The following is a 17,645-nucleotide window of genomic DNA, read 5'->3' on the forward strand; positions in this document are numbered from 1 at the left end:
CCGGGCCGGGGAGACTGGACCCATGCGCGTCCTCGTCGTCGACAACTACGACAGCTTCGTCTTCAACCTGGTCCAGTACCTGGCCCAGCTCGGCGCGACCCCGACGGTGCGCCGCAACGACGAGGTCGATCTCGCCGAGCTCGACGACGTCGACGGCGTGCTGGTGAGTCCTGGCCCGGGCACCCCCGAGCGGGCCGGGGCCAGCATCGAGGTGATCAACCGGGCGGCGGCGAAGCAGCTCCCGCTGCTCGGGGTGTGCCTGGGTCACCAGGCGATCGGCGTGGCGTTCGGCGGGGTGGTCGAGCGCGCGCCGGAGCTGCTGCACGGCAAGACCTCGCTGGTGCACCACGACGACAAGGGTGTGCTGGCCGGGCTGCGCAACCCGTTCGTCGCTACCCGGTACCACTCGCTGACCATCCGGCCGGACACGCTGCCGGCCGAGCTGGAGGTGACCGGCCGCACCGAGAGCGGCGTGATCATGGGCGTGCAGCACCGGTCGCTGCCCATCCACGGGGTGCAGTTCCATCCCGAGTCGGTGCTCACCGAGGACGGGCACCGGATGCTGGCGAACTGGATGAGCCTGGCCGGGCACGCCCCGCAGCCGGCCACCGTGGAGCGGCTCGCCGCGGAGATGGCGCAGCTGCGCGCCGCCGTCTGAGCGCCGTAGCGGCCGCCGCCCCGGCCGGACCGGTGCGTCCGGGGCCGATCACCGCAGCTCACACGCTACCGTGGGGGGAACCGACAGCCCGTGCCGATCGGCACGGCCAGCCACGACGAGGGTTGTTCGACGATGCCGAAGTCCAAGGTCCGCAAGAAGACCGTCTACACGCCGCCTCCGGGCTCCGATCTGCGGACGCCGGTGAAGGTGAAGGGTCCGACGCACCCGGTCTACATCGCGGTGATGCTGGGCCTGATGCTGGTCGGCCTGGTGTGGCTCGTCGTCCAGTACCTCGCGGCCGAGATGATCCCGTTCATGCGCGACCTCGGCCCCTGGAACTTCCTCATCGGATTTTCACTCATCGTAATCGGCCTCCTCATGACTATGAGATGGCGCTGACCAGCGAAAACACATGCCTGTAAGTAGTCCCCAGTGTGGACAGGGCCTGTGGATAACTTCACTGTGAGTGATCAAGGTTGCTCCGTTTGCCGGTGGAGCCCGCCCCCCGCACTGGTCGCGACGCTGTGGATCGCGGCGGCGGCTGTGGGGACGTGGACGGCCGCGCTGGCGCTCAGTGGAGCCGACGCCCCCGGACAGCTCCTCGGCATCGTCACCGCATCAGGACTCGCGGTGTGGGCCTTCTGGGGGACTCGAGCTCGCCCTCGGTTGCTGGCCGATCCCGACGGGGTGACGGTGCGGGGCTTCGGCGCCCCGCACCACCACCCGTGGCCGCTGGTGCAGAACGTGCGGATCGTGCGCACGCGCCGGTTCGGCCTGACGAGCTCGCTGCTGGAGATCGACGCGGTGCGCGCCGACGGCACGGAGCGGCTGATGCTGTTCGGCCGCCTCGATCTGGGAGCCGACCCGGAGGACGTGCTGCCGGTGCTACTGGCGGCCCGCCCGGGCGGCTGAATCCCCGCGGAGGTCAGAAGAAGCGGGCGGCGCCCAGCACCGACAGCACGACGACGAGCACCCCGAGCCCGCCGAGCAGCGCGGCCTGCAGGGCGGTGCGGCCGCTGCGCGGGGTGTAGACGACCGCCGCGGTGGCAGCGGCGCCGGCCAGCGCCCCGCCGAGGTGCGCGATCAGCGAGATGCCGGGCACGACGACGCTGATCACGATGTTGATGAGGATCGTGGGCAGGATGACGCTCACCGGCAGGCGCATCCGGATGAGCACCACGAGGAACGCCCCGAGCAGGCCGAAGACCGCGCCGGAGGCACCGGCGACCACCCCACCTGCCGGGTAGAACAGCATGCAGGCGGCCGAGGCGCCCACGAGCGAGATCAGGTAGATCGCGAGGAAGCGCCAGCGGCCGAGCACGGGCTCCTGCTGCACGCCGAGCATCCACAGCGCGAGCATGTTGAGCGCGATGTGGACCAGGCCGAAGTGCAGGAACCCACTGGTGACCACCCGCCACCACTCGCCCTCCGCGACGAACCCGGGGACGAGCGCGAACCGGTAGAAGAGCTCCGAACCGGTGACGCCCATGATGCTGCGGGCCTGCACGATGCAGCCGGCGAACACCAACAGGTTGAGCCCGATGAGGGCGGCGGTGACCCGCGGGCGGCCGCGCGCCGGGCGAGCGCCCGCCACCGTCGTGCCGGTGCGGACCGACCGGCGGCCCTCGGCCACGCAGTCGACGCACTGGTAGCCGACCGCCGCCTCGCGCAGGCACTCCGGGCAGGCCGGACGGCCGCACCGGGTGCACGACAACCCGGTGGGCCGGTCCGGGTGGCGGACGCAGACCGCCGGTGCGGCCGGCGGGCCCGCGGGATGGGTCACGTGCTCCTCCTCGTCACAGGCGCGCCGGACCGATCGGTCCGAACCGCCGTCAGCCGACGACGACGCTCTCGATGACCACGTCGGTCAGCGGCCGGTCGTTGCGGTCGGTCGGGGTGGTGGCGATCGCGTCGACGACCGCACGGGACTCAGCGTCGGCGACCTCACCGAAGATGGTGTGCCGCCGGTTCAGGTGCGGCGTGGGGCCCACCGTGATGAAGAACTGCGAGCCATTCGTGTTCGGGCCGGCGTTCGCCATGGCCAGCAGGTACGGCCGGTCGAACTTGAGGTCCGGCGCGAACTCGTCGGCGAACTGGTAGCCGGGACCACCGCGCCCGGTCCCCGTCGGGTCGCCACCCTGGATCATGAACCCGCTGATCACCCGGTGGAAGATCGACCCGTCGTAGAACGGGCCGGAGGTGCCACCGGACGCGTTCGGACGGTTGTAGGGCTTCGTCCCGGTCGCGAGCCCCACGAAGTTGGCCACCGTCTTCGGGGCGTGGTCGGGGAAGAGCGTGAGCCGGATGTCGCCCTTGTTCGTCCGCAGCGTCGCGGTGTGCTTGCTTGGTTCGGTCACCTGCCCATCGTGCCAGGCCGGGACACCGGGCGGTCGGCCAGCACCGAGGCCAGGAAGTCGCGGACGACCCGCTCGTAGGCCTGCGGATCCGCGTTCCACGACGCGGTGTGCTCCACCCCGTCCACCTCGAGGTAGCGCACGTCCCAGCCCAGCGCGGGAGCCGCCTCGGCGAGCGCACGACTCGCCGACGCCGGCACGACCGTGTCCGGTTTCGAGTGCACGACCAGCGTCGGCGGGCGGACCGCGGGCGGGCGGGCCACCAGGTCGAAGTGGGCGAAGTCGATGCCGACGCGGCGGCGGGTGAAACCGGCGACGAAGACGATCAGCCCAGTGGGCAACCACCGGTTGCGCGCCTGCAGCCGCAGCGTCGCCAGCCAGTCCACCAGCGGCGCGTCCCAGACCACCGCGGCGACGCGGGATGCCAGCGAGGAACGGTTCAGCAGGGCCGCGGTGATGGCGCCGCCCATCGACCACGCGTACAGCACGACGCGCCGCGCCCCGCGGTCGATCGCGAACCGCATCGCCGCCTCGACGTCGAGCCACTCCGTGTCGCCGAGGTGCATCAGCCCGTCCGGGCTCGGCGGCGCGCCCTCGTCGACATCGTTGCGGTAGGTGATCACCAGGCCGGTGCAGCCCAGGTCGTGGATGGTGGGCAGGATCCGCAGCGCCTCACGCCGCCAGCCGTGGCGGCCGTGCACGAAGATCACCCAGTCGTCGGCGGCGTCCCCGGTGCCCGGTACGAGCCACGCCGGGCAGTCCCCGACCGGCCCGGACACGGCCACCTCGCGGAACTCGAGGCCGCGCGCTGACGGGTCCGGATCGAACACGCCGGCGTCCAGAGCGGCGGGTCCCGGAGGCGGCACGGGACCGCCCAGCAGCGGTCGCACCACCTCGCGGTCGTCGGCCTTCAGCACGGGTCCGACGCGGCAGAGACCGTCGGCGTAGCGCAACCCCCATGTGCCGGGCTGCACGGACAGCCGGGTCGCCCGCAGCACCACCTCGTCCTCGTCGGCCCGCAGCACCTCGTCGAGGAACAGGTTCCGCCTGCGCACGTCGGTGAGCAGCACCGAGTACCACCACGAGATGCCGAGCGTGGCACCCAGTGCGGCCGATCCTGCGAGCGCAGCTCCGCCGATCCGCCGGAGGACCCCACGTGATCGACGCCACATTTGTTCAGTCATCCATTCCGTCCACGTTCACGTCAAGCAACACCACGCCACTCAAGCGTGTGAAACCGGGTCTGACCTGCGGTTACGTCGCCACCGATTCGGGTGAAGAATGCGCCGATTCTCCCGATTCGCACAACCCCCGTCCCCCGCCGTTCGTTCTCGGACCTGAATCTTCATGCTCCCCAGCCTTGAAGGGAACTGCCACACATGAGCAGCTTCGCTCGCCGCAGCATCCGCGTCACCGCTGCAGCAGCCGGCATCGCGGCGCTCGGCGTCGGGTTCGCCGGCCAGGCGCTCGCCGCACCGAGCCTCCCTGAGGTCCCCGAGCTGCCGGCTGTCGACCCGGCCGCGCTCCCCTCGGTCGACTCCGTCCCGGGGCTCGACTCGTTCACGCAGGTCGTCGACACGGTGCAGTCCTCCACGCCCTCGGTGACGGACCTGCCGGACGCCTTCCACTTCGAGGTCCCGACCGTCGACACCGGGGCCTTCGAGACCGGGTCCGTCGACCCGACGTCGGCGCTCCCGTCGCTCGACGTCCCGACCGAGCTCGCCGCCGCCTCCCTGCCGAGCGCGGACGTCGCTTCGTTCAACGGGTCGGTCAACGACTACCAGGTGAGCAACCCGGCGCTGCCGAGCCTCGACTCCCTCACCGGCCTGACCTCGCAGCTGCCCAGCCTGTGAGGGCCGTGTCGGGGATTTCGCGGCGACAGCGGCGTCCCTGACGGACCTCCCCGGCGGTTCCGCGCAGACGACCCGCCACTGCGACTCCGAGAGTCCGCGGTGGCGGGTCGTTGCGCCTGCGCGGTTCCACAGCTCATGACCTCGCAGGTCATCGACCCGCAGCGGGTGCCGGACCGAGAGTGGGTGCCGTCGGACGAACCGGACCACCCATCTCGGAGGCACCCATGACCGCCATCACCGCGTCCCTCACCCGCATCGCCTCGACCGCCGACGGCGGCCGGCTGCTGCGCGTGGCGCTGCGCGTCGACGCGCTCGCCTCCGGTGTGCTCGGCCTCGCCGGCCTGGTGGCCGCCCCGGCCATCGCCGAGCTCACCGGTGCTCCCGCCCCGGTCCTGCGCGGGGTGGGCGGCTTCCTCGTCCTGTTCGCGATCGCGCTGCTCGTGCTCGCCGCCCGCGTAGCGCCGCCGGTGGCGGGCTCGCGGGCCGTCGTCGTGGTGAACGTCTGCTGGGTGCTGGGCAGCATCGCCGTGGCGCTGCTCGCCCCGCTCACCGTGCTGGGTACCGTGCTCGTGCTGGTGCAGGCGATCGGCGTCGCCCTGTTCGCCGACCTGCAGTGGCTGGGCATCCGGCGGGCCACGGCGTGACCGGGCCGAGGACGGACCGCGCTCGCCCCTCGATCGTCACACAGCGACGGCCACCGGCACCGCTGTGTTCCCGCCCGCCCGGCGAGGTGGCCTCGCCGCACCTCCGGGCCGGCCCCGGGGATGAGATTTTGCCCTCAGTTTGCCCAGTTTCGGCCACGTGTCATTAACCTCACCCCGCCCACATGCCCACCTCCTGTGTCGTAGGCGGCGAACGAATGAGCGTGGTCGACGTGCCGATGTGCGCCGACGGGTCCGACCGGACCCCACGAGTCGTGCAGGACCGCACCGTGCTGGCGCAGCTGGGCGCCGCGCTCGACGCCCTCCACGACGCCGTCGGCACACACATCATGGCCCGCCGCACGTGGCTGCAGACCTGCCTCGACCACGACACCCGCTACGAGCCGCTGGCCGTCGTCGTCCCGGGCCCGGACGACAGCATCGAGGCCGTGGCGCTGCTGGCCGTACGCCGTCGCGGCCGCCGCGCGTCGATCGTCGCGCTCGGCCACGGCCACTCGGACGTCTCGGCGTTCCCCGCCCGCACCCCGGCCGTCGCGGCGGCGCTCGCCGACGCGGTCGTGGAGATGCTGGTCGCGCGGCGCGGCTCGTGGACGCTGCGGGTGCGCCACATCGACCGCGGCGACCCCGTGGCAGCCCGGATCGCAGCCCGGCTGCGGCACGGCTGGCTCGTCCCCGGCGGCACCTCCCCCTGCCTCGTCCTGACCCCCGGCCGCGACCTGCGCTCCTACGTCGGCAAGCACTACGTGAAGAACCGCAGGCGCCGGCTGGCGAAGATCGCCGAGCTCGGGCACCCCGTGGTGGAGGAGATCACCCGCGATCCCGACGCGATCGCCGCGGCCCTCCCGGAGATCGTCGACATCTGCCGGATGCGCGACCTCGCCAAGGGCCGCACCGGGATGGTGGCCACCCCGGAGGGCGCCGCCCGGTTCCGCGACGCCGTCCTGGCACACGCCCGCGAGGGACGGATGCTCCTGCTCACCGCCCGCATCGGCGACGCGCTCGCCGGTTACGCGCTCTGCTTCGTCGACGGCACCGTCGTGCGGGTGTGGAACTGCCGCTTCGACCCGGCTTGGTCGGCGTACGGCATCGGCCAGATCTGCCGGGCCGCGCTCATCGACCACGCGATCGCCACCGGGCTGACCAGCGTGGACTGGATGCTGGGCAACGAGCCGTACAAGCAGGCGCTCAGCAACGCCAGCCGGCCCGCCGAGGACTTGTTCGCCGCGTCCGGGCTGCTGCTCGCGATGCTGACCCGCCTGGGACTGCTGGTGCGGGCCTGGGCGCGCACCGCCACCGCCGACGACGCCGACCCGCCGCGTTGGGTCCGGATCGTGCGGCGCGTGGGCAAACCGCTGCTCGGCTCCTGACCGCCCGGGTGCGGCCTGCGCCACGGTCGTCCCCGTGCCTGCCGATCCGTGCCACCATGCGGGGGTGACGTCGGAGAACACCGTCCTGCACCCCGCGTCCGGGCGCGGCGTGACCGCGGCGCTGCGGCTGGGCGGACAGCAGCTGACCCTGACCGTGCCCACACGCATGTACCTGTGCGGCATCACCCCGTACGACGTGACGCACCTGGGGCACGCCTCGACGTTCGTGTGGGCCGACACGGTCGCCCGCGTGCTGCGGATGGCCGGCACCGACACGGTCGTGGCCCGCAACGTCACCGACGTCGACGACGTGCTGACCCGCACCGCGCGCGAACGGGGCCGGCCGTTCGACGAGTTCGGGCTCTCCCAGGAGTTCTTCTTCGACCAGGACATGGCCGCGCTGCACGTGCGGCCACCGGACCATGCGCCGCACGCCCGCCACCACGTGCGCCACGTCGTCCGGCTGACCGGCGCCCTGCTCGCCGTCGGCGCGGCGTACGAGCGGGACGGGCGGGTCTACTTCCGCGGTGGCCACGTGCCCGAGCGGGCGGGCCTCGACCGGACCGCCGCGCTCACCCTCGCCGCGGAGTACGGCGACGATCCCGCCGATCCCCGCCGCGAGGACCCGTTCGACGTGGTGCTGTGGCAGGCGTCCGGGGAGGGCGAGCCGGCCTGGCCCAGCCCGTGGGGCCCCGGCCGGCCGGGCTGGCACGTGGAGTGCGCGGCGATGGCGCTGGCCACCCTCGGCGGCGTCGTGGACGTGCTCGCGGGCGGCGCGGACCTCACGTTCCCGCACCACGCGTACGTGACCGCGATGGCCGAGGCCGCGACCGGGGCGGCGCCGTTCGCCCGGGCGGCGTTCCGGGTGGGCACCGTCGGGCTCGGCGGCGCGAAGATGGCCAAGAGCACCGGCAACCTCGTGCTGGTGTCGGACCTGCTGCGCGAGGTCCCCGGCCCGGTGGTGCGGCTGATGCTGCTGCTGCGGCACTGGTCGGACGACTGGGATTACCGGCCCGAGCTGCTCACGGAGGCCGCGAACGCGCTGGAGCGGCTCTACTCGGCCGCCGGCGCGCCCCGGGGCTCGGCCGCCGCCGAGGCCGCCGTGCAGGCCGCCCTGCTCGACGACCTCGACGTCGCGACCGCGCTGGCGATCGCCGACTCCGACGGCGGCGCGGCGGCCCGGCAGGTGCTGCGCACGCTGGCGCTGCAGTGAGTCACCCCATCCCGGACGCCGCCAGCGGGTCGTAGCCGGGTGCCTTGAGGAGCGCCTGCATCTGGCGGCGGCGCACGCCGATGTTGGATCCCTCGATCACCGGGTAGGCCAGTGCCTCGAGCAGGTGGCGGACCAGCGGGAACTCGTTGTCGTAGGCCGACACCCCGACGACCTGCACGAGGTCGTTGATCACCGCGACCGCGGTCTCGGAGCCGAACACCTTGGCGTGCAGCGCCCACTCCAGCCCGTGCGGGTCGCCGGAGAGCGCAGCGTCCAGTGCGCGCCACGACAGCAGCCGCACCGCCTCGATCCGCGCCTTGGCGTTCGCCAGCACTTCGGCCACGGCCTGGTGCTCGATGATCGGGACGAGCCCGCCGCGGTGCTCGGTCGCCGCGAACCGGTGGGCGACGGCGAAGGCCTGGCGCATCGCCGCCACCGCGAACGCGCCGATCGACGCCCCGCTGCCGACGAACGCGTTGCGGGTCAGCTCCACGCCCTGGCCCTCGGCCCCGATCAGGTTCGCCTTCGGCACCCGCACGTCGTGCAGCCGCACCCGCGCGGTGAGGCAGCCGCGCAGAGCGGGCAGGTCGTAGAGGTGTTCGGTCTCGACGTGCCCGGCCAGGTGCTCGCGCTCGGCCACGATCACCGAGATCCCGCCGGGTGCGCGGCAGACGATGCTCATGACGTCCGGGCCGTCGCCGTCCCATCCGGGCAGGTGCGACGCCCACGCCTTGCGTCCGTTGATCACGTAGTGGTCACCGTCGGGCACGGCGGTGGTGCGGGTGCCCTCGGCCGGGCGGACGCGTCGAAGTTGGCGCTGCCGCCGGGCTCGGAGTAGGCCATCGCAGCCAGCGGGGCGCCGCCGGCGGCGAGGAACGGCGCGACGAACCGCTGGATCTGCTCAGGCGTGCCGGCCTGGTAGACGGGCACGAGCGCGATGATCGGGCCGGCCATCGAGATCACGAAGTCGGGACTCGCCGCGGCCCACTCCTCGATGAGGATCGCCGCGTCCACGCCGTTGCCCGCGGCGCCGCCGAACGGTGCCGGGATGAAGCCCTTGAGGAACCCGGCCGCCACGGCCTTCTCGAACACCGGCCGGGCGAGCGCCGCCCGCCGGGCCGGGTCCGGCTCGGCCCGCACGGCAGCGGCGAGATCGACCAGATGCGCCTCGGCGAACTGCCGGGCCACCTTCTTCAGCTGCTCCTGCTCGGCGGACAGAGAGAACGACACCGCCACGGCTACCTCCCGCGTCGACCCTGGCTAGGGCGAAGGATCGCCGCGGCGGACGCCGGTGTCTGTTCAGTCCGTGCGGAGTTGCTGTGCCGTTCGTGCGCCGCGGCGCACCTCGGTGGGGGTGCAGCCGAACTCGCGGCGGAACGCCCGGCTGAACGCGGCCGGTCCGTCGTAGCCGACGGCGGCGGCGATCTCGGTGACGGTCGCGCCCCGGCGGGTGGTGAGCAGCTCGTGCGCCCGCTCCATCCGCCGCCTGCGGACCAGCGCGGCGAACGTCTCGCCGCCTGCGCTCACGGCCGTGTGCAAGGTCCGCGGGGACACCCCGAGCCGGCGGCTCACGCTCGTCACGGACAGCGTGGGATCGCCCAGCCACTCGTCGACCCGACGCACGACCTCGGCCCGCAGGGCGGCGTACCGATCAGCGGGCGGCCCGGCGCGTTCCGCCGCGGCCGCCGAGACCGCGGCCGCGAGCGCCTGCTCGACGTCGATCGCGGCCGGGCCGTCGGCGGTGAGGTCCCACATCGCCGCGAGCACCGCCGTCACGACGCCGCCTGCGCCCGTGGCGTCCCAGCATCGGCCGGTCTGGGCCCGCACCTCGGCCAGACGCCCGCCCAGCAGCTCGTGCGGGATCCGGTAGGACACCATCCCCCACGGCTGCGCGAACTCGAAGTGGTACGGCGCGGCCGTGTCGACCAGCGTGAACTGCCCGGGTCGCACGATGGACCGGCGGCCGTCCTGCTCGACCGCGCACGTGCCGGCGGTCTGCAGGTTCACGAAGAAGTACTCGCCGGTCGTCCGGGCGACCTCTACCGGGCCGTGCGAGGTCCGCTGCGGCTGCGAGGCGATCCGGGCGCGGACGACGCGGGAGAGCGGGCGGGTCTCCACACGGCTGCGGAACCCTTCGCCCGGTTCCATCCGGAACGGGGTCAGCGGCACGAACGCCGCGCAGATGACCTCGCGCCAGTACCCGAACTGCTCGTTGGCCGGGCGCGCCGCCACGTCCCACACCGCCATGCCGCACCTCCGGGAAGGTGCCGACCAGCCTCGACCCGGGCGGGGAGCCGGGTCAACCTCCGGATCTCCACCCCGGACTCCCACCGCGCGATGTCGAATCCCGGTCCGTCCCGCTCGCGGCCTGAATGAGGGCCGGCAGCTGCTGGCGCACCGGGCGGCAGCGTTCGCCGCGCCGCACCGGATGGTCGTCGGCGCCGCCACGTTCCGCCAGCTCGTCGGGATGGTCACCGACGTGCCCGACGCCTGGTTCACGGCGATGCGGAGCATGCCCGCCTACGTGGTCTCGTCGACGCTCGCAGGAGCCGCTCGACTGGCCGGACGCCACCGGTGGTGCGCGGCGACCCCGTCGACATCGTCGCGCGGCTGAAGGAGGAGTCGGACGGGCCGCTGCGGTCGCACGGCAGTCTCTCGGTGAACCGGGGCTGAGGGCCGCCGGCCTCGTGGACCGGCTCCAGATCACGATCTTCCCGGTGATCAGCGGCCGCACGGGGACCGAGCCCGTCCTGGGCGGCACGGAGGACTTCGACCTCGAGCTGCTGGAGCAGCGCACCGTCGACGGGCGGACGCAGGGAGCTGGTCTACCGGCCTACCCTGCACACACGCTGACCGGACGGGAGGTGGGCCGGTGTGCACGCCGTGACGATCGGGGTCTACGAGTTCGACGAGGGATCGTTCCTGCGGGCGCTCGCCGAGGCGGGCGTCGGGCTGCTGGTGGACGTGCGGCAGCGGCGCGGGGTGCGCGGCAGCGAGTACGCGTGGGCGAACGCACGGCGGCTGCAGGCCGCGCTCACCGATGCCGGGATCGCCTACGCGCACCACCCCGAGCTCGCTCCCACCACGGAGATGCGGCGGCTCCAGTACGCCGAGGACGACCGGCAGAGGCTCGGCCAGCGGTCCCGGCGGGAGCTCTCCCCCGAGTTCGCCCGCCGCTACACCGCCGAGGTGCTCGATCCCGCCGATCTCACCCCGATCGTGACGGCACTCGCGGACGGGGTGGTCGCGGCGCTGCTGTGCGTCGAGCGCGATCCGCGGGCCTGCCACCGCGGTCTGCTCGCTGCGCGGCTCGCCGAGCAGCACGGCGTCACGATCGAGCACCTGCTGCCCGATCGATCGTGCGGTGCCTCGCCCCCTCGACGAGAATGACCGGCGGCAACGGTCCGCGTGCGGGTGCTCCGTGTCCGCCGCGTGGTGCGACCCGGGAGCGGGGGTGGTCGTGGTGGGGCAGGGAGTCGACTGGGAGGCGATGGGCACACGGCTCGCCGACGCGGCCCGCGACCTGGCCGCACAGGACGGCGTGCAGGACACCCTCGACCGGATCACCGAGTGGGCCGTCGACCTGGTCGACGGCTGCGAGGCCGCCGGCATCCTCGTCGTGCGCGACGAGCAGGTGGTGACCGTCGCCGGGACCGACAACGTGGTGCGCGCCTCCGACCGGCTGCAGGACGAGCTGCGCGAAGGTCCCTGCTTCGACGCCACGGTGCAGAAGCAGCGCGTCTTCCGCCTCGCCGATCTGACCGAACCCGACGAGGCGTGGCCCCGCTACACCGCGCGCGCCCGGGAACTGGGCATCGGCTCGATCATGGGCGTCCTGCTCTACACGACCGACAAGGACAACCTCGGCGCGCTGGCCCTGTACTCCTCCCGGCCGGGCGCGTTCACCGAGGAGTCCGAGCGGGTCGCGCTCGCGTTCGCCTCCCACGCGGCCGTCGCCCTCGCCGGCGCGGTGCACGACCAGAACCTGCACGCCGCCCTCGACAGCGCCCGCACCATCGGCGAGGCGATCGGCATCATCCGCTCCCGCCGGATGATGACCAACGACGACGCGCTGGCGCTGCTCAAGGAGACCTCGCAGAACACGAACACCAAGCTGCGGGAGCTGGCGGAGCGGATCACGCACACCGGGGAGATCCCGCAGCGGCACTGACGCGTGCTTGCCGTACGGCAAGCACGTCTCCCTGATCAGCGGTTCTTCCTGCCTCTGGAGGCGATGGTTCTCCCCCGTTCAGGGGCGGAACGTCGGCGCCCGTTCACCGTCGTGTCGACGAGGACGAGACCGGCACCGGTAGCGACGGCGAGCAGGGTGGCGTCCCCGAAGACGTCGATGCCGCGCGGGCCCGGGCCGACGGGGATCGTGGAGTCGACCGGGGCCGTGAGGGTTCCTTCGGGCGGGGTGTCCTCGACGGTTCGGGCGGGGAGCAGCACCGGCGCAGCGATCGCGGCGGCGACGACGAGGGCGGCGGCCACGCCCCCGCCGGGGACGAGCGGGGTGCGGCGGCGCGGCGGGGCCGGATCGGCGAGGGTCGGTGACGGGGCGACCGCGGTCGGGGGCGGGGCCTCGGCGGTGGGCGCGGGAAGAGTGCGGGTGGATGGTAGGCCGGGCTCGGGCACGGGGCCGGTGGCCCCGATGGCCGCGCGGGCCGCGGCGGCGAGCGCGCCGGCGGACGGATGACGCTGCTCGGGGTCTTCGGCCATGCCGCGGGCGACGACCGCATCGAGCGCGGCCGGGACGCCGGGGCGGCGTTCGGAGCAGGACGGCGGCGGTGAGTGCAGGTGGAGGTACATCCTCGCGAGGGGCTCGTCGGCGAGGAACGGTCTGCTGCCGGTGAGCGCCTCGAAGAGCAGGCACGCGAGGGCGTCGACGTCGACGCGGTGATCGAGCGAGTCGCCGTGGAAGCGCTCGGCGCCATGTAGTCGGTGGTGCCGACGGTCGCGCCGGTGTGGGTGAGCGCGGTGTCGTCGGCGGAGCGGGCGATGCCGAAGTCGACGAGGTACGCGAAGTCGCGGTCCGTACCGGTGAGCACCACGATGGACGGCTCCACGTCGCGGTGGACGAGGCCTTCGGCGTGCGCAGCGTCGAGGGCCTCGGCGACCTGTCCGACGATGTCGACGGCGCGGCACCGGGAGCGGGCCCTGCTTGAGGACGGTCGCGAGGTCGCAGCCGCGGACCAGGGGCATCTCGATGAACAGCCGGCCGTCGATCTCGCCGTAGTCGTGGATCGGCACGACGTGGGGTGCGCTGGTGCGAGCGGCGAGCGCGGTCTCGCGGCGGAAGCGGGTCTGGAACTGCTCGTCGGTGGCGAGCTCGAGGCGCAGCCGCTTCGCGGCGACGGTGCGGCTCTTCCCGGTGTCGACCGCTCTGTGCACCTCGCCATGCCGCCCTCGGCCGAGCAGCTCCACCAGCACGTACAGGCCGAACTGCTCGTCCGCCACGCGTCGATCTCCTCGCTCGTGCTGTGGGGTCGACCGGGCTGGACCGGTCCGCGGCGCGGCGCCCGAACAGCATCGCGGTGATCCACCGGGGCGTAGCCGTAGCGGATCAGCCGACCGCGATCTAATCTGCACATATGAGCAGATGTTCAAATATGGCTCGTGGGCTGCTCGCCGCGCTCCTGCTGCTCACCACAGCGTGCTCGGCTTCGGTGGCCGGGCCCGCTGCGCCCGCCGGCCACGGGTGCATCACCGCGTTCGACGCAGCGACCGACTACTTCCCGGTGAAGGTGGAGCCCACGCACGCCACGAACTTCTCGCTCACCTATCACCGCAGCTACGCGGTGCTGACCGTGCGGCAGCCGTACCCCGGCGGCGCGCCGGAGTCGTACGTGCTGCTGCGCTGCGGCGCGCCGGCACCCGATCTGCCCGCCGAGCTGGCGGACGCGCAGGTCGTCCCGGTGCCGGTGACGAGCCTGTACGCGCAGTCGACGACGCAGCTGCAGCTGATCGCCGACATCGGCGCGCTCGACGTCCTGACCGGCGTGGGAACGCCTGACTTCGCCTCCGGGCCCGAGGTCCGCGCGAAGATCGACGCCGGCGAGGTGCGCGGCTTCGCGGTGAACGGTCAGATCGAGGCGGAGCAGATCATCGCTGACCGGCCCGACGTCCTGCTCAGCCAGGGCACTGACGACCCGACGTTCCCCGTGCTGCGCAACGCGGGCGTGCCCGTGATCGGCTGGGCGGAGTACCTCGACTCCAGCCCGCTCGGGCAAGCCGAGTGGATCAAGGCGATGGGCGTGCTCACGGGCCACGAGCGCGAGGCCGCGGCCGTCTTCGACGAGATCGTCGCGCGCTACGAGGCGCAGCGAGCCGAGGTCGCGGGTCTCCCGCCGACCCCCGTCCTGCTCGGGCAGCTCCACCAGGGCAGCTGGGGCGTGCCGGCCGGCAACAGCACGACGGGGACGCTGGTGCGGGACGCGGGCGGGATCTGGTCGGAGGCGGAGAACCCGTCGGCGGGACGGGTCGACAAGGACTTCGAGAGCGTCTTCGTGCGCGACGGCGCGGCACCGGTCTGGCTCCTCACCCGGCACGGCGTGCGCACGATGGCCGACGTCCTCGCCGAGGACGCCCGCTACGGCGAGCTGGCGGCCGTCGGGACGGGCCGCGTGTGGGTCCTGGACCGCTGGATCGGGCCGACCGGCGGCAACGTCTTCTACGAGCGCGGGGTCCTGCACCCCGAGGAGATCCTCGCGGACCTGGTCGCGGTGCTGCACCCCGAAGCCGCGCCCGGCCACGAGTTCGTCTACTACCGGCAGGTCGGCACGTGACCCCGCGCCGGGCCTGGCTCCTGCCCGTGCTGGGTGCGGTCGCCGGGCTGCTGCTGGTGCCGGCCGTGGCGCTGGGTCCGATCAGCATCCCGTTCGGCGACACGATCGCGGTCCTCGTCGGCGGCGAGCCGTCGGACCCGCGCTGGACGGTCCTCATCGGCACGGTCCGGCTGAGCCGCGCGATCACCGCCGTGCTCGCCGGGGCCGCGCTCGGGGTCGCCGGGCTGACGATGCAGACGCTGTTCCGCAACCCGCTCGCCGATCCGTACATCCTCGGCGTCAGCTCGGGCGCGAGCCTCGGGGTGGCGCTCTTCCTCGCGACGACGACGGCCGCGGCGTTCGGGGCCACGTTCGGGACGGGCCTGGTCGGGCTTGGCCGAGTCGGCGCGGTCGGTGCCGCCGCAGCCGGGGCGTTCCTGGTGCTGGCGATCGTGCTGGCGCTGTCGCGGTGGGTCCGCTCCGCGGTGACGCTGCTGATCGTCGGCGTGATGGTCGGCGCGGTCACCTCGGCGGTGGTGAGCCTCGTGCTGGTGTGGACCGATCCGCGGATCGCCCAGCAGTACGTCGTGTGGGGGCTGGGCAGCTTCGACGCCACGTCGGGCCGGGATCTGCAGATCTTCGCGCCGATCGTGCTCGCCGGCCTGCTCGTCGCGGGCGCACTCGGCAAACCGCTCAACGCGCTGCTGCTCGGGCAGGGCTACGCGACCAGCATGGGCGTCGAGGTGCGGCGGACGCGGCTGGTCGTCATGGTCGCGGCCGGGCTGCTCGCCGGCGGGGTGACCGCGTTCTGCGGGCCGGTCGCGTTCATCGGGATCGCGATCCCCCACCTGGCGCGGCTGCTCGTCGGCACGTCCGATCACCGGTTGCTGCTGCCCGCGACCGCGCTCGTCGGGGCGATCACCGCGCTGCTCTGCGCGATCGCGAGCCACCCACCGGGCACCGAGACGGTCATCCCGCTGAACGTCATGACGTCGCTCGTCGGCGCACCGGTGGTGATCGCGGTGCTGCTGCGAGCCCGGCGATCGGAGGTGGTCACGTGATCGAAGACGAGCACGGGCTGCGGTTCACCGGCCTAGCCGTCGGCTACCGCCGCACGAGCGTGCACACCGGACTGACCGGGCGGGCCCGTCGCGGCGAGCTGACCGTGCTCGTCGGCCCGAACGGGGCCGGCAAGTCGACGCTGCTGCGCACCCTCGCGTGCCTGCAGCCACCGATCGCCGGCACTGTTCGCCTGGACGGGACCGACCTGGCGGGCATCGCCCCGATGGAACGGGCACGGCGGCTCGCGGTCGTCCTCACCGATCGCGTCGACGTCGGGCTGCTCAGCGGCCGGGAGCTGGTGGCGATCGGCCGGCATCCGCACACCGGACCGAGCGGGCGGCTCGGTCCCCGCGACCTGGCGGTCGTCGACGACGCGATCGCCGCGGTCGGTGCCGGGCACCTCGTCGGCCGCCGGGTCGCCGAGCTCTCCGACGGGGAACGCCAGCGGGTGCTCACCGCCCGAGCGCTCGCCCAGGAGCCCGGCCTGCTCCTTCTCGACGAGCCGAGCGCGTTCCTCGACGTCGCCGCCCGCGTAGCGCTGCTCGGGATGCTGCGCGACCTGGCCCGGGAGCGCCACATGGGCGTCGTGGTCTCCACCCACGACCTCGAGCTGGCGCTGCGGCTGGCCGACCACGTGTGGCTGCTCGACCGCACCGGGCTGCGCTGCGGCTCCCCGGAGGAGCTGGTGGTCAACGGTGCAGTGGCCGCGGTGTTCGACACCCCCGCGCTGGCGTTCGATCCGGTCAGCGGCACGTTCACGCTCGCCGACGGCTCCGCGGGTCGCCCGGCCCTGGTCGTGGCGGAGCAGCCGCACCGGGCCCTGGCCGCTCGGGCGCTGGCGAGAGCCGGATGGCGGGTGGTGCCGACCAGCCCGGCCGACGCCCAGATCGAGCACATCGGCGGAGACCGGTTCGTCGTCCGGCACGCCGGACGCATCACCACCGTCGAGAGCTGGGCCGCCCTGGTCGCCTGGGCCCGGCGCGTCCCCGCCCCGCAGCCCACCGCAGCGGCGATGGCCGCCGGAACGGAGGAACGATGACCGCACCCACCCTGGTCGAGGAACCCGGCAACGGCACCCTGCACGTCTGGCCGCTGCCGACCGACGAGGACACGCTCCTGTCGCTCGTCCGCGACGTCTTCACCGAGCACTGGCACCACATCTTCTTCGGCCCCCTCGTGCAGGGCGCCGCGTGGGAGGTGGCCGCGCCCAACGCCCCCGAGCGGATCTCGGTGCACGACGGCTACGTCACCGTCGACTTCGGGCGCTGGCACTTCCACCTGTGCATCGGCGAGCACACCGCGAGCGGCCCCGAGCTCGGCGCGATCCGCCGCTGCCGCCGCGCCGAGTTCTACCGCCGCCTCTCCGACGGCGTCCCCACGTCCTGGGGCATCCGCATGTTCAACGGCGCCGGCGAGCAGCAGATGACCGTCATGCTGCCCAACCCGTTCCTCGACGACCGCCAGAACATCCTCGACGAACCCGACTTCAGCCGCCTGGCCGCCTGGGACTCCCTCCGCAAGACCTACCTCGGACTCGATCCGGACCCGCTGGACAGAGCGGGGAAGGGCTTCCGGCACGGTTGAGCGCGCGAGCTGGTGCAGGGGGGGCCGAACGCAACGAACGGCACTTTCGTCCACTCGGAGTGGACGAAAGTGCCGTTCGTTGCGCAGACCTGGGCCCCTACCCGCTTCTCGATCGCTCGGCCGAGGCC

The 17,645-nt window shown here is 73.3% G+C and carries 22 protein-coding genes and 2 pseudogenes; 15 read left to right on the forward strand and 9 right to left on the reverse strand.

Annotation, left to right across the window (positions count from 1 at the left end):
• Positions 1 to 22 precede the first annotated feature (22 nt).
• From BUE41_RS16235 to BUE41_RS16245, 3 genes are all read left to right on the forward strand, one after another.
• On the forward strand, positions 23 to 658 hold the full coding sequence (locus BUE41_RS16235) for an aminodeoxychorismate/anthranilate synthase component II (protein WP_073457962.1): 636 nt from the start codon (positions 23 to 25) through the stop codon (positions 656 to 658).
• A 132-nt stretch (positions 659 to 790) separates the two neighbouring features.
• Complete coding sequence (crgA, locus tag BUE41_RS16240) at positions 791 to 1,057, forward strand: cell division protein CrgA (protein ID WP_073458078.1); 267 nt, start codon at positions 791 to 793, stop codon at positions 1,055 to 1,057.
• Positions 1,058 to 1,201: 144 nt separating this feature from the next.
• Complete coding sequence (locus BUE41_RS16245; RefSeq protein ID WP_159444922.1) at positions 1,202 to 1,570, forward strand: PH domain-containing protein; 369 nt, start codon at positions 1,202 to 1,204, stop codon at positions 1,568 to 1,570.
• A 13-nt stretch (positions 1,571 to 1,583) separates the two neighbouring features.
• On the opposite strand, the gene BUE41_RS16250 is transcribed toward BUE41_RS16245, so the two are convergent.
• The 3 genes from BUE41_RS16250 to BUE41_RS16260 are packed head-to-tail and all read right to left on the reverse strand — an operon-like array spanning position 1,584 to position 4,196.
• Positions 1,584 to 2,441 (reverse strand): rhomboid family intramembrane serine protease, encoded by an 858-nt coding sequence (locus BUE41_RS16250; protein WP_073457964.1) that lies wholly within the window; start codon positions 2,439 to 2,441, stop codon positions 1,584 to 1,586.
• A 49-nt stretch (positions 2,442 to 2,490) separates the two neighbouring features.
• Entirely contained in the window at positions 2,491 to 3,015 is a 525-nt protein-coding gene (locus BUE41_RS16255) for a peptidylprolyl isomerase (RefSeq protein WP_073457965.1), read from the reverse strand.
• Positions 3,012 to 4,196: an alpha/beta hydrolase family protein gene (locus tag BUE41_RS16260; RefSeq protein ID WP_234997296.1), complete on the reverse strand. Its 1,185-nt coding sequence runs from the start codon at positions 4,194 to 4,196 to the stop codon at positions 3,012 to 3,014. Before BUE41_RS16260 ends, BUE41_RS16255 begins: the two co-directional genes overlap by 4 nt.
• Positions 4,197 to 4,391: 195 nt before the next feature.
• Here BUE41_RS16260 and BUE41_RS16265 point away from each other — a divergent pair, with 195 nt between their 5' ends.
• The 4 genes from BUE41_RS16265 to BUE41_RS16280 all read left to right on the forward strand — a co-directional run bounded on the left by BUE41_RS16265 (position 4,392) and on the right by BUE41_RS16280 (position 8,107).
• On the forward strand, positions 4,392 to 4,865 hold the full coding sequence (locus BUE41_RS16265) for a hypothetical protein (RefSeq protein WP_073457967.1): 474 nt from the start codon (positions 4,392 to 4,394) through the stop codon (positions 4,863 to 4,865).
• A gap of 224 nt (positions 4,866 to 5,089) precedes the next feature.
• A complete protein-coding gene (locus tag BUE41_RS16270) occupies positions 5,090 to 5,509 on the forward strand; it encodes a hypothetical protein (RefSeq protein ID WP_073457968.1) in 420 nt (139 codons plus the stop codon).
• Between the two features lie 215 nt (positions 5,510 to 5,724).
• A complete protein-coding gene (locus BUE41_RS16275) occupies positions 5,725 to 6,894 on the forward strand; it encodes a GNAT family N-acetyltransferase (RefSeq protein WP_159444923.1) in 1,170 nt (389 codons plus the stop codon).
• Between the two features lie 64 nt (positions 6,895 to 6,958).
• Positions 6,959 to 8,107, forward strand: coding sequence for a cysteine--tRNA ligase (locus BUE41_RS16280; protein ID WP_073457970.1), 1,149 nt, complete (start codon positions 6,959 to 6,961; stop codon positions 8,105 to 8,107).
• A gap of 1 nt (position 8,108) precedes the next feature.
• Here the strand turns inward: BUE41_RS16280 and BUE41_RS31355 are convergent, their stop codons facing one another.
• From BUE41_RS31355 to BUE41_RS16290, 3 genes are all read right to left on the reverse strand, one after another.
• The gene (locus BUE41_RS31355; protein WP_200803942.1) at positions 8,109 to 8,876 is read right to left on the reverse strand and encodes an acyl-CoA dehydrogenase family protein; all 768 of its coding nucleotides are present in this window, start codon (positions 8,874 to 8,876) and stop codon (positions 8,109 to 8,111) included.
• A complete protein-coding gene (locus BUE41_RS31360) occupies positions 8,852 to 9,337 on the reverse strand; it encodes an acyl-CoA dehydrogenase family protein (protein ID WP_200803944.1) in 486 nt (161 codons plus the stop codon). The genes BUE41_RS31355 and BUE41_RS31360 overlap by 25 nt, the downstream gene beginning before the upstream one ends.
• 69 nt (positions 9,338 to 9,406) lie before the next feature.
• Positions 9,407 to 10,354 (reverse strand): AraC family transcriptional regulator, encoded by a 948-nt coding sequence (locus BUE41_RS16290; protein ID WP_073457971.1) that lies wholly within the window; start codon positions 10,352 to 10,354, stop codon positions 9,407 to 9,409.
• A gap of 181 nt (positions 10,355 to 10,535) precedes the next feature.
• On the opposite strand from BUE41_RS16290, the gene BUE41_RS32680 reads away from it, so the two are divergent.
• The 3 genes from BUE41_RS32680 to BUE41_RS16305 all read left to right on the forward strand — a co-directional run bounded on the left by BUE41_RS32680 (position 10,536) and on the right by BUE41_RS16305 (position 12,278).
• On the forward strand, positions 10,536 to 10,721 hold the full coding sequence (locus tag BUE41_RS32680; protein ID WP_073457972.1) for a hypothetical protein: 186 nt from the start codon (positions 10,536 to 10,538) through the stop codon (positions 10,719 to 10,721).
• Between the two features lie 260 nt (positions 10,722 to 10,981).
• Positions 10,982 to 11,497 carry a DUF488 domain-containing protein gene (locus tag BUE41_RS16300; RefSeq protein WP_073457973.1) on the forward strand — a complete coding sequence of 172 codons (516 nt, stop codon included), beginning with the start codon at positions 10,982 to 10,984 and terminating at the stop codon, positions 11,495 to 11,497.
• 73 nt (positions 11,498 to 11,570) lie between these two features.
• Positions 11,571 to 12,278, forward strand: a complete 708-nt coding sequence (locus BUE41_RS16305; protein WP_234997297.1) for a GAF and ANTAR domain-containing protein — start codon at positions 11,571 to 11,573, stop codon at positions 12,276 to 12,278.
• A 35-nt stretch (positions 12,279 to 12,313) separates the two neighbouring features.
• On the opposite strand, the gene BUE41_RS31945 is transcribed toward BUE41_RS16305, so the two are convergent.
• Positions 12,314 to 12,916, reverse strand: coding sequence for a serine/threonine-protein kinase (locus tag BUE41_RS31945; RefSeq protein WP_234997298.1), 603 nt, complete (start codon positions 12,914 to 12,916; stop codon positions 12,314 to 12,316).
• On the opposite strand from BUE41_RS31945, the gene BUE41_RS31950 reads away from it, so the two are divergent.
• On the forward strand, positions 12,905 to 13,045 hold the full coding sequence (locus BUE41_RS31950) for a hypothetical protein (protein WP_234997300.1): 141 nt from the start codon (positions 12,905 to 12,907) through the stop codon (positions 13,043 to 13,045). The two genes, BUE41_RS31945 and BUE41_RS31950, sit on opposite strands and share 12 nt — an antisense overlap.
• 44 nt (positions 13,046 to 13,089) lie before the next feature.
• On the opposite strand, the pseudogene BUE41_RS32925 reads toward BUE41_RS31950, so the two are convergent.
• Positions 13,090 to 13,236 (reverse strand): annotated as a pseudogene (locus tag BUE41_RS32925) (serine/threonine-protein kinase); the annotation flags it as partial.
• Between the two features lie 88 nt (positions 13,237 to 13,324).
• Positions 13,325 to 13,696: pseudogene (locus BUE41_RS32930) on the reverse strand (hypothetical protein); the annotation flags it as partial.
• A 20-nt stretch (positions 13,697 to 13,716) separates the two neighbouring features.
• On the opposite strand from BUE41_RS32930, the gene BUE41_RS16315 reads away from it, so the two are divergent.
• Genes BUE41_RS16315 through BUE41_RS16330 form a run of 4 tightly spaced genes read left to right on the forward strand, consistent with a single transcriptional unit; the run spans position 13,717 to position 17,517 of the window.
• The gene (locus tag BUE41_RS16315; RefSeq protein ID WP_159444924.1) at positions 13,717 to 14,892 is read left to right on the forward strand and encodes an ABC transporter substrate-binding protein; all 1,176 of its coding nucleotides are present in this window, start codon (positions 13,717 to 13,719) and stop codon (positions 14,890 to 14,892) included.
• On the forward strand, positions 14,889 to 15,932 hold the full coding sequence (locus tag BUE41_RS16320; RefSeq protein ID WP_084755196.1) for a FecCD family ABC transporter permease: 1,044 nt from the start codon (positions 14,889 to 14,891) through the stop codon (positions 15,930 to 15,932). The genes BUE41_RS16315 and BUE41_RS16320 overlap by 4 nt, the downstream gene beginning before the upstream one ends.
• Positions 15,929 to 16,972 (forward strand): ABC transporter ATP-binding protein, encoded by a 1,044-nt coding sequence (locus BUE41_RS16325; RefSeq protein WP_073457976.1) that lies wholly within the window; start codon positions 15,929 to 15,931, stop codon positions 16,970 to 16,972. Before BUE41_RS16320 ends, BUE41_RS16325 begins: the two co-directional genes overlap by 4 nt.
• On the forward strand, positions 16,969 to 17,517 hold the full coding sequence (locus BUE41_RS16330) for a DUF7676 family protein (protein WP_073457977.1): 549 nt from the start codon (positions 16,969 to 16,971) through the stop codon (positions 17,515 to 17,517). Before BUE41_RS16325 ends, BUE41_RS16330 begins: the two co-directional genes overlap by 4 nt.
• Positions 17,518 to 17,645 lie beyond the last annotated feature (128 nt).

This window comes from Pseudonocardia thermophila, assembly GCF_900142365.1.
Classification (GTDB): domain Bacteria; phylum Actinomycetota; class Actinomycetes; order Mycobacteriales; family Pseudonocardiaceae; genus Pseudonocardia; species Pseudonocardia thermophila.

Bases quoted from the DNA above. Each gene is read 5' to 3' on its own strand.
- BUE41_RS16235 (WP_073457962.1), top strand. From the start codon at position 23: ATGCGCGTCCTCGTCGTCGACAACTACGACAGCTTCGTCTTCAACCTG.
- crgA (WP_073458078.1), top strand. From the start codon at position 791: ATGCCGAAGTCCAAGGTCCGCAAGAAGACCGTCTACACGCCGCCTCCG.
- BUE41_RS16260 (WP_234997296.1), bottom strand. From the start codon at position 4,196: ATGACTGAACAAATGTGGCGTCGATCACGTGGGGTCCTCCGGCGGATC.
- BUE41_RS16265 (WP_073457967.1), top strand. From the start codon at position 4,392: ATGAGCAGCTTCGCTCGCCGCAGCATCCGCGTCACCGCTGCAGCAGCC.
- BUE41_RS16270 (WP_073457968.1), top strand. From the start codon at position 5,090: ATGACCGCCATCACCGCGTCCCTCACCCGCATCGCCTCGACCGCCGAC.
- BUE41_RS16275 (WP_159444923.1), top strand. From the start codon at position 5,725: ATGAGCGTGGTCGACGTGCCGATGTGCGCCGACGGGTCCGACCGGACC.
- BUE41_RS16290 (WP_073457971.1), bottom strand. From the start codon at position 10,354: ATGGCGGTGTGGGACGTGGCGGCGCGCCCGGCCAACGAGCAGTTCGGG.
- BUE41_RS32680 (WP_073457972.1), top strand. From the start codon at position 10,536: ATGGTCGTCGGCGCCGCCACGTTCCGCCAGCTCGTCGGGATGGTCACC.
- BUE41_RS31945 (WP_234997298.1), bottom strand. From the start codon at position 12,916: ATGTACCTCCACCTGCACTCACCGCCGCCGTCCTGCTCCGAACGCCGC.
- BUE41_RS16315 (WP_159444924.1), top strand. From the start codon at position 13,717: ATGGCTCGTGGGCTGCTCGCCGCGCTCCTGCTGCTCACCACAGCGTGC.
- BUE41_RS16330 (WP_073457977.1), top strand. From the start codon at position 16,969: ATGACCGCACCCACCCTGGTCGAGGAACCCGGCAACGGCACCCTGCAC.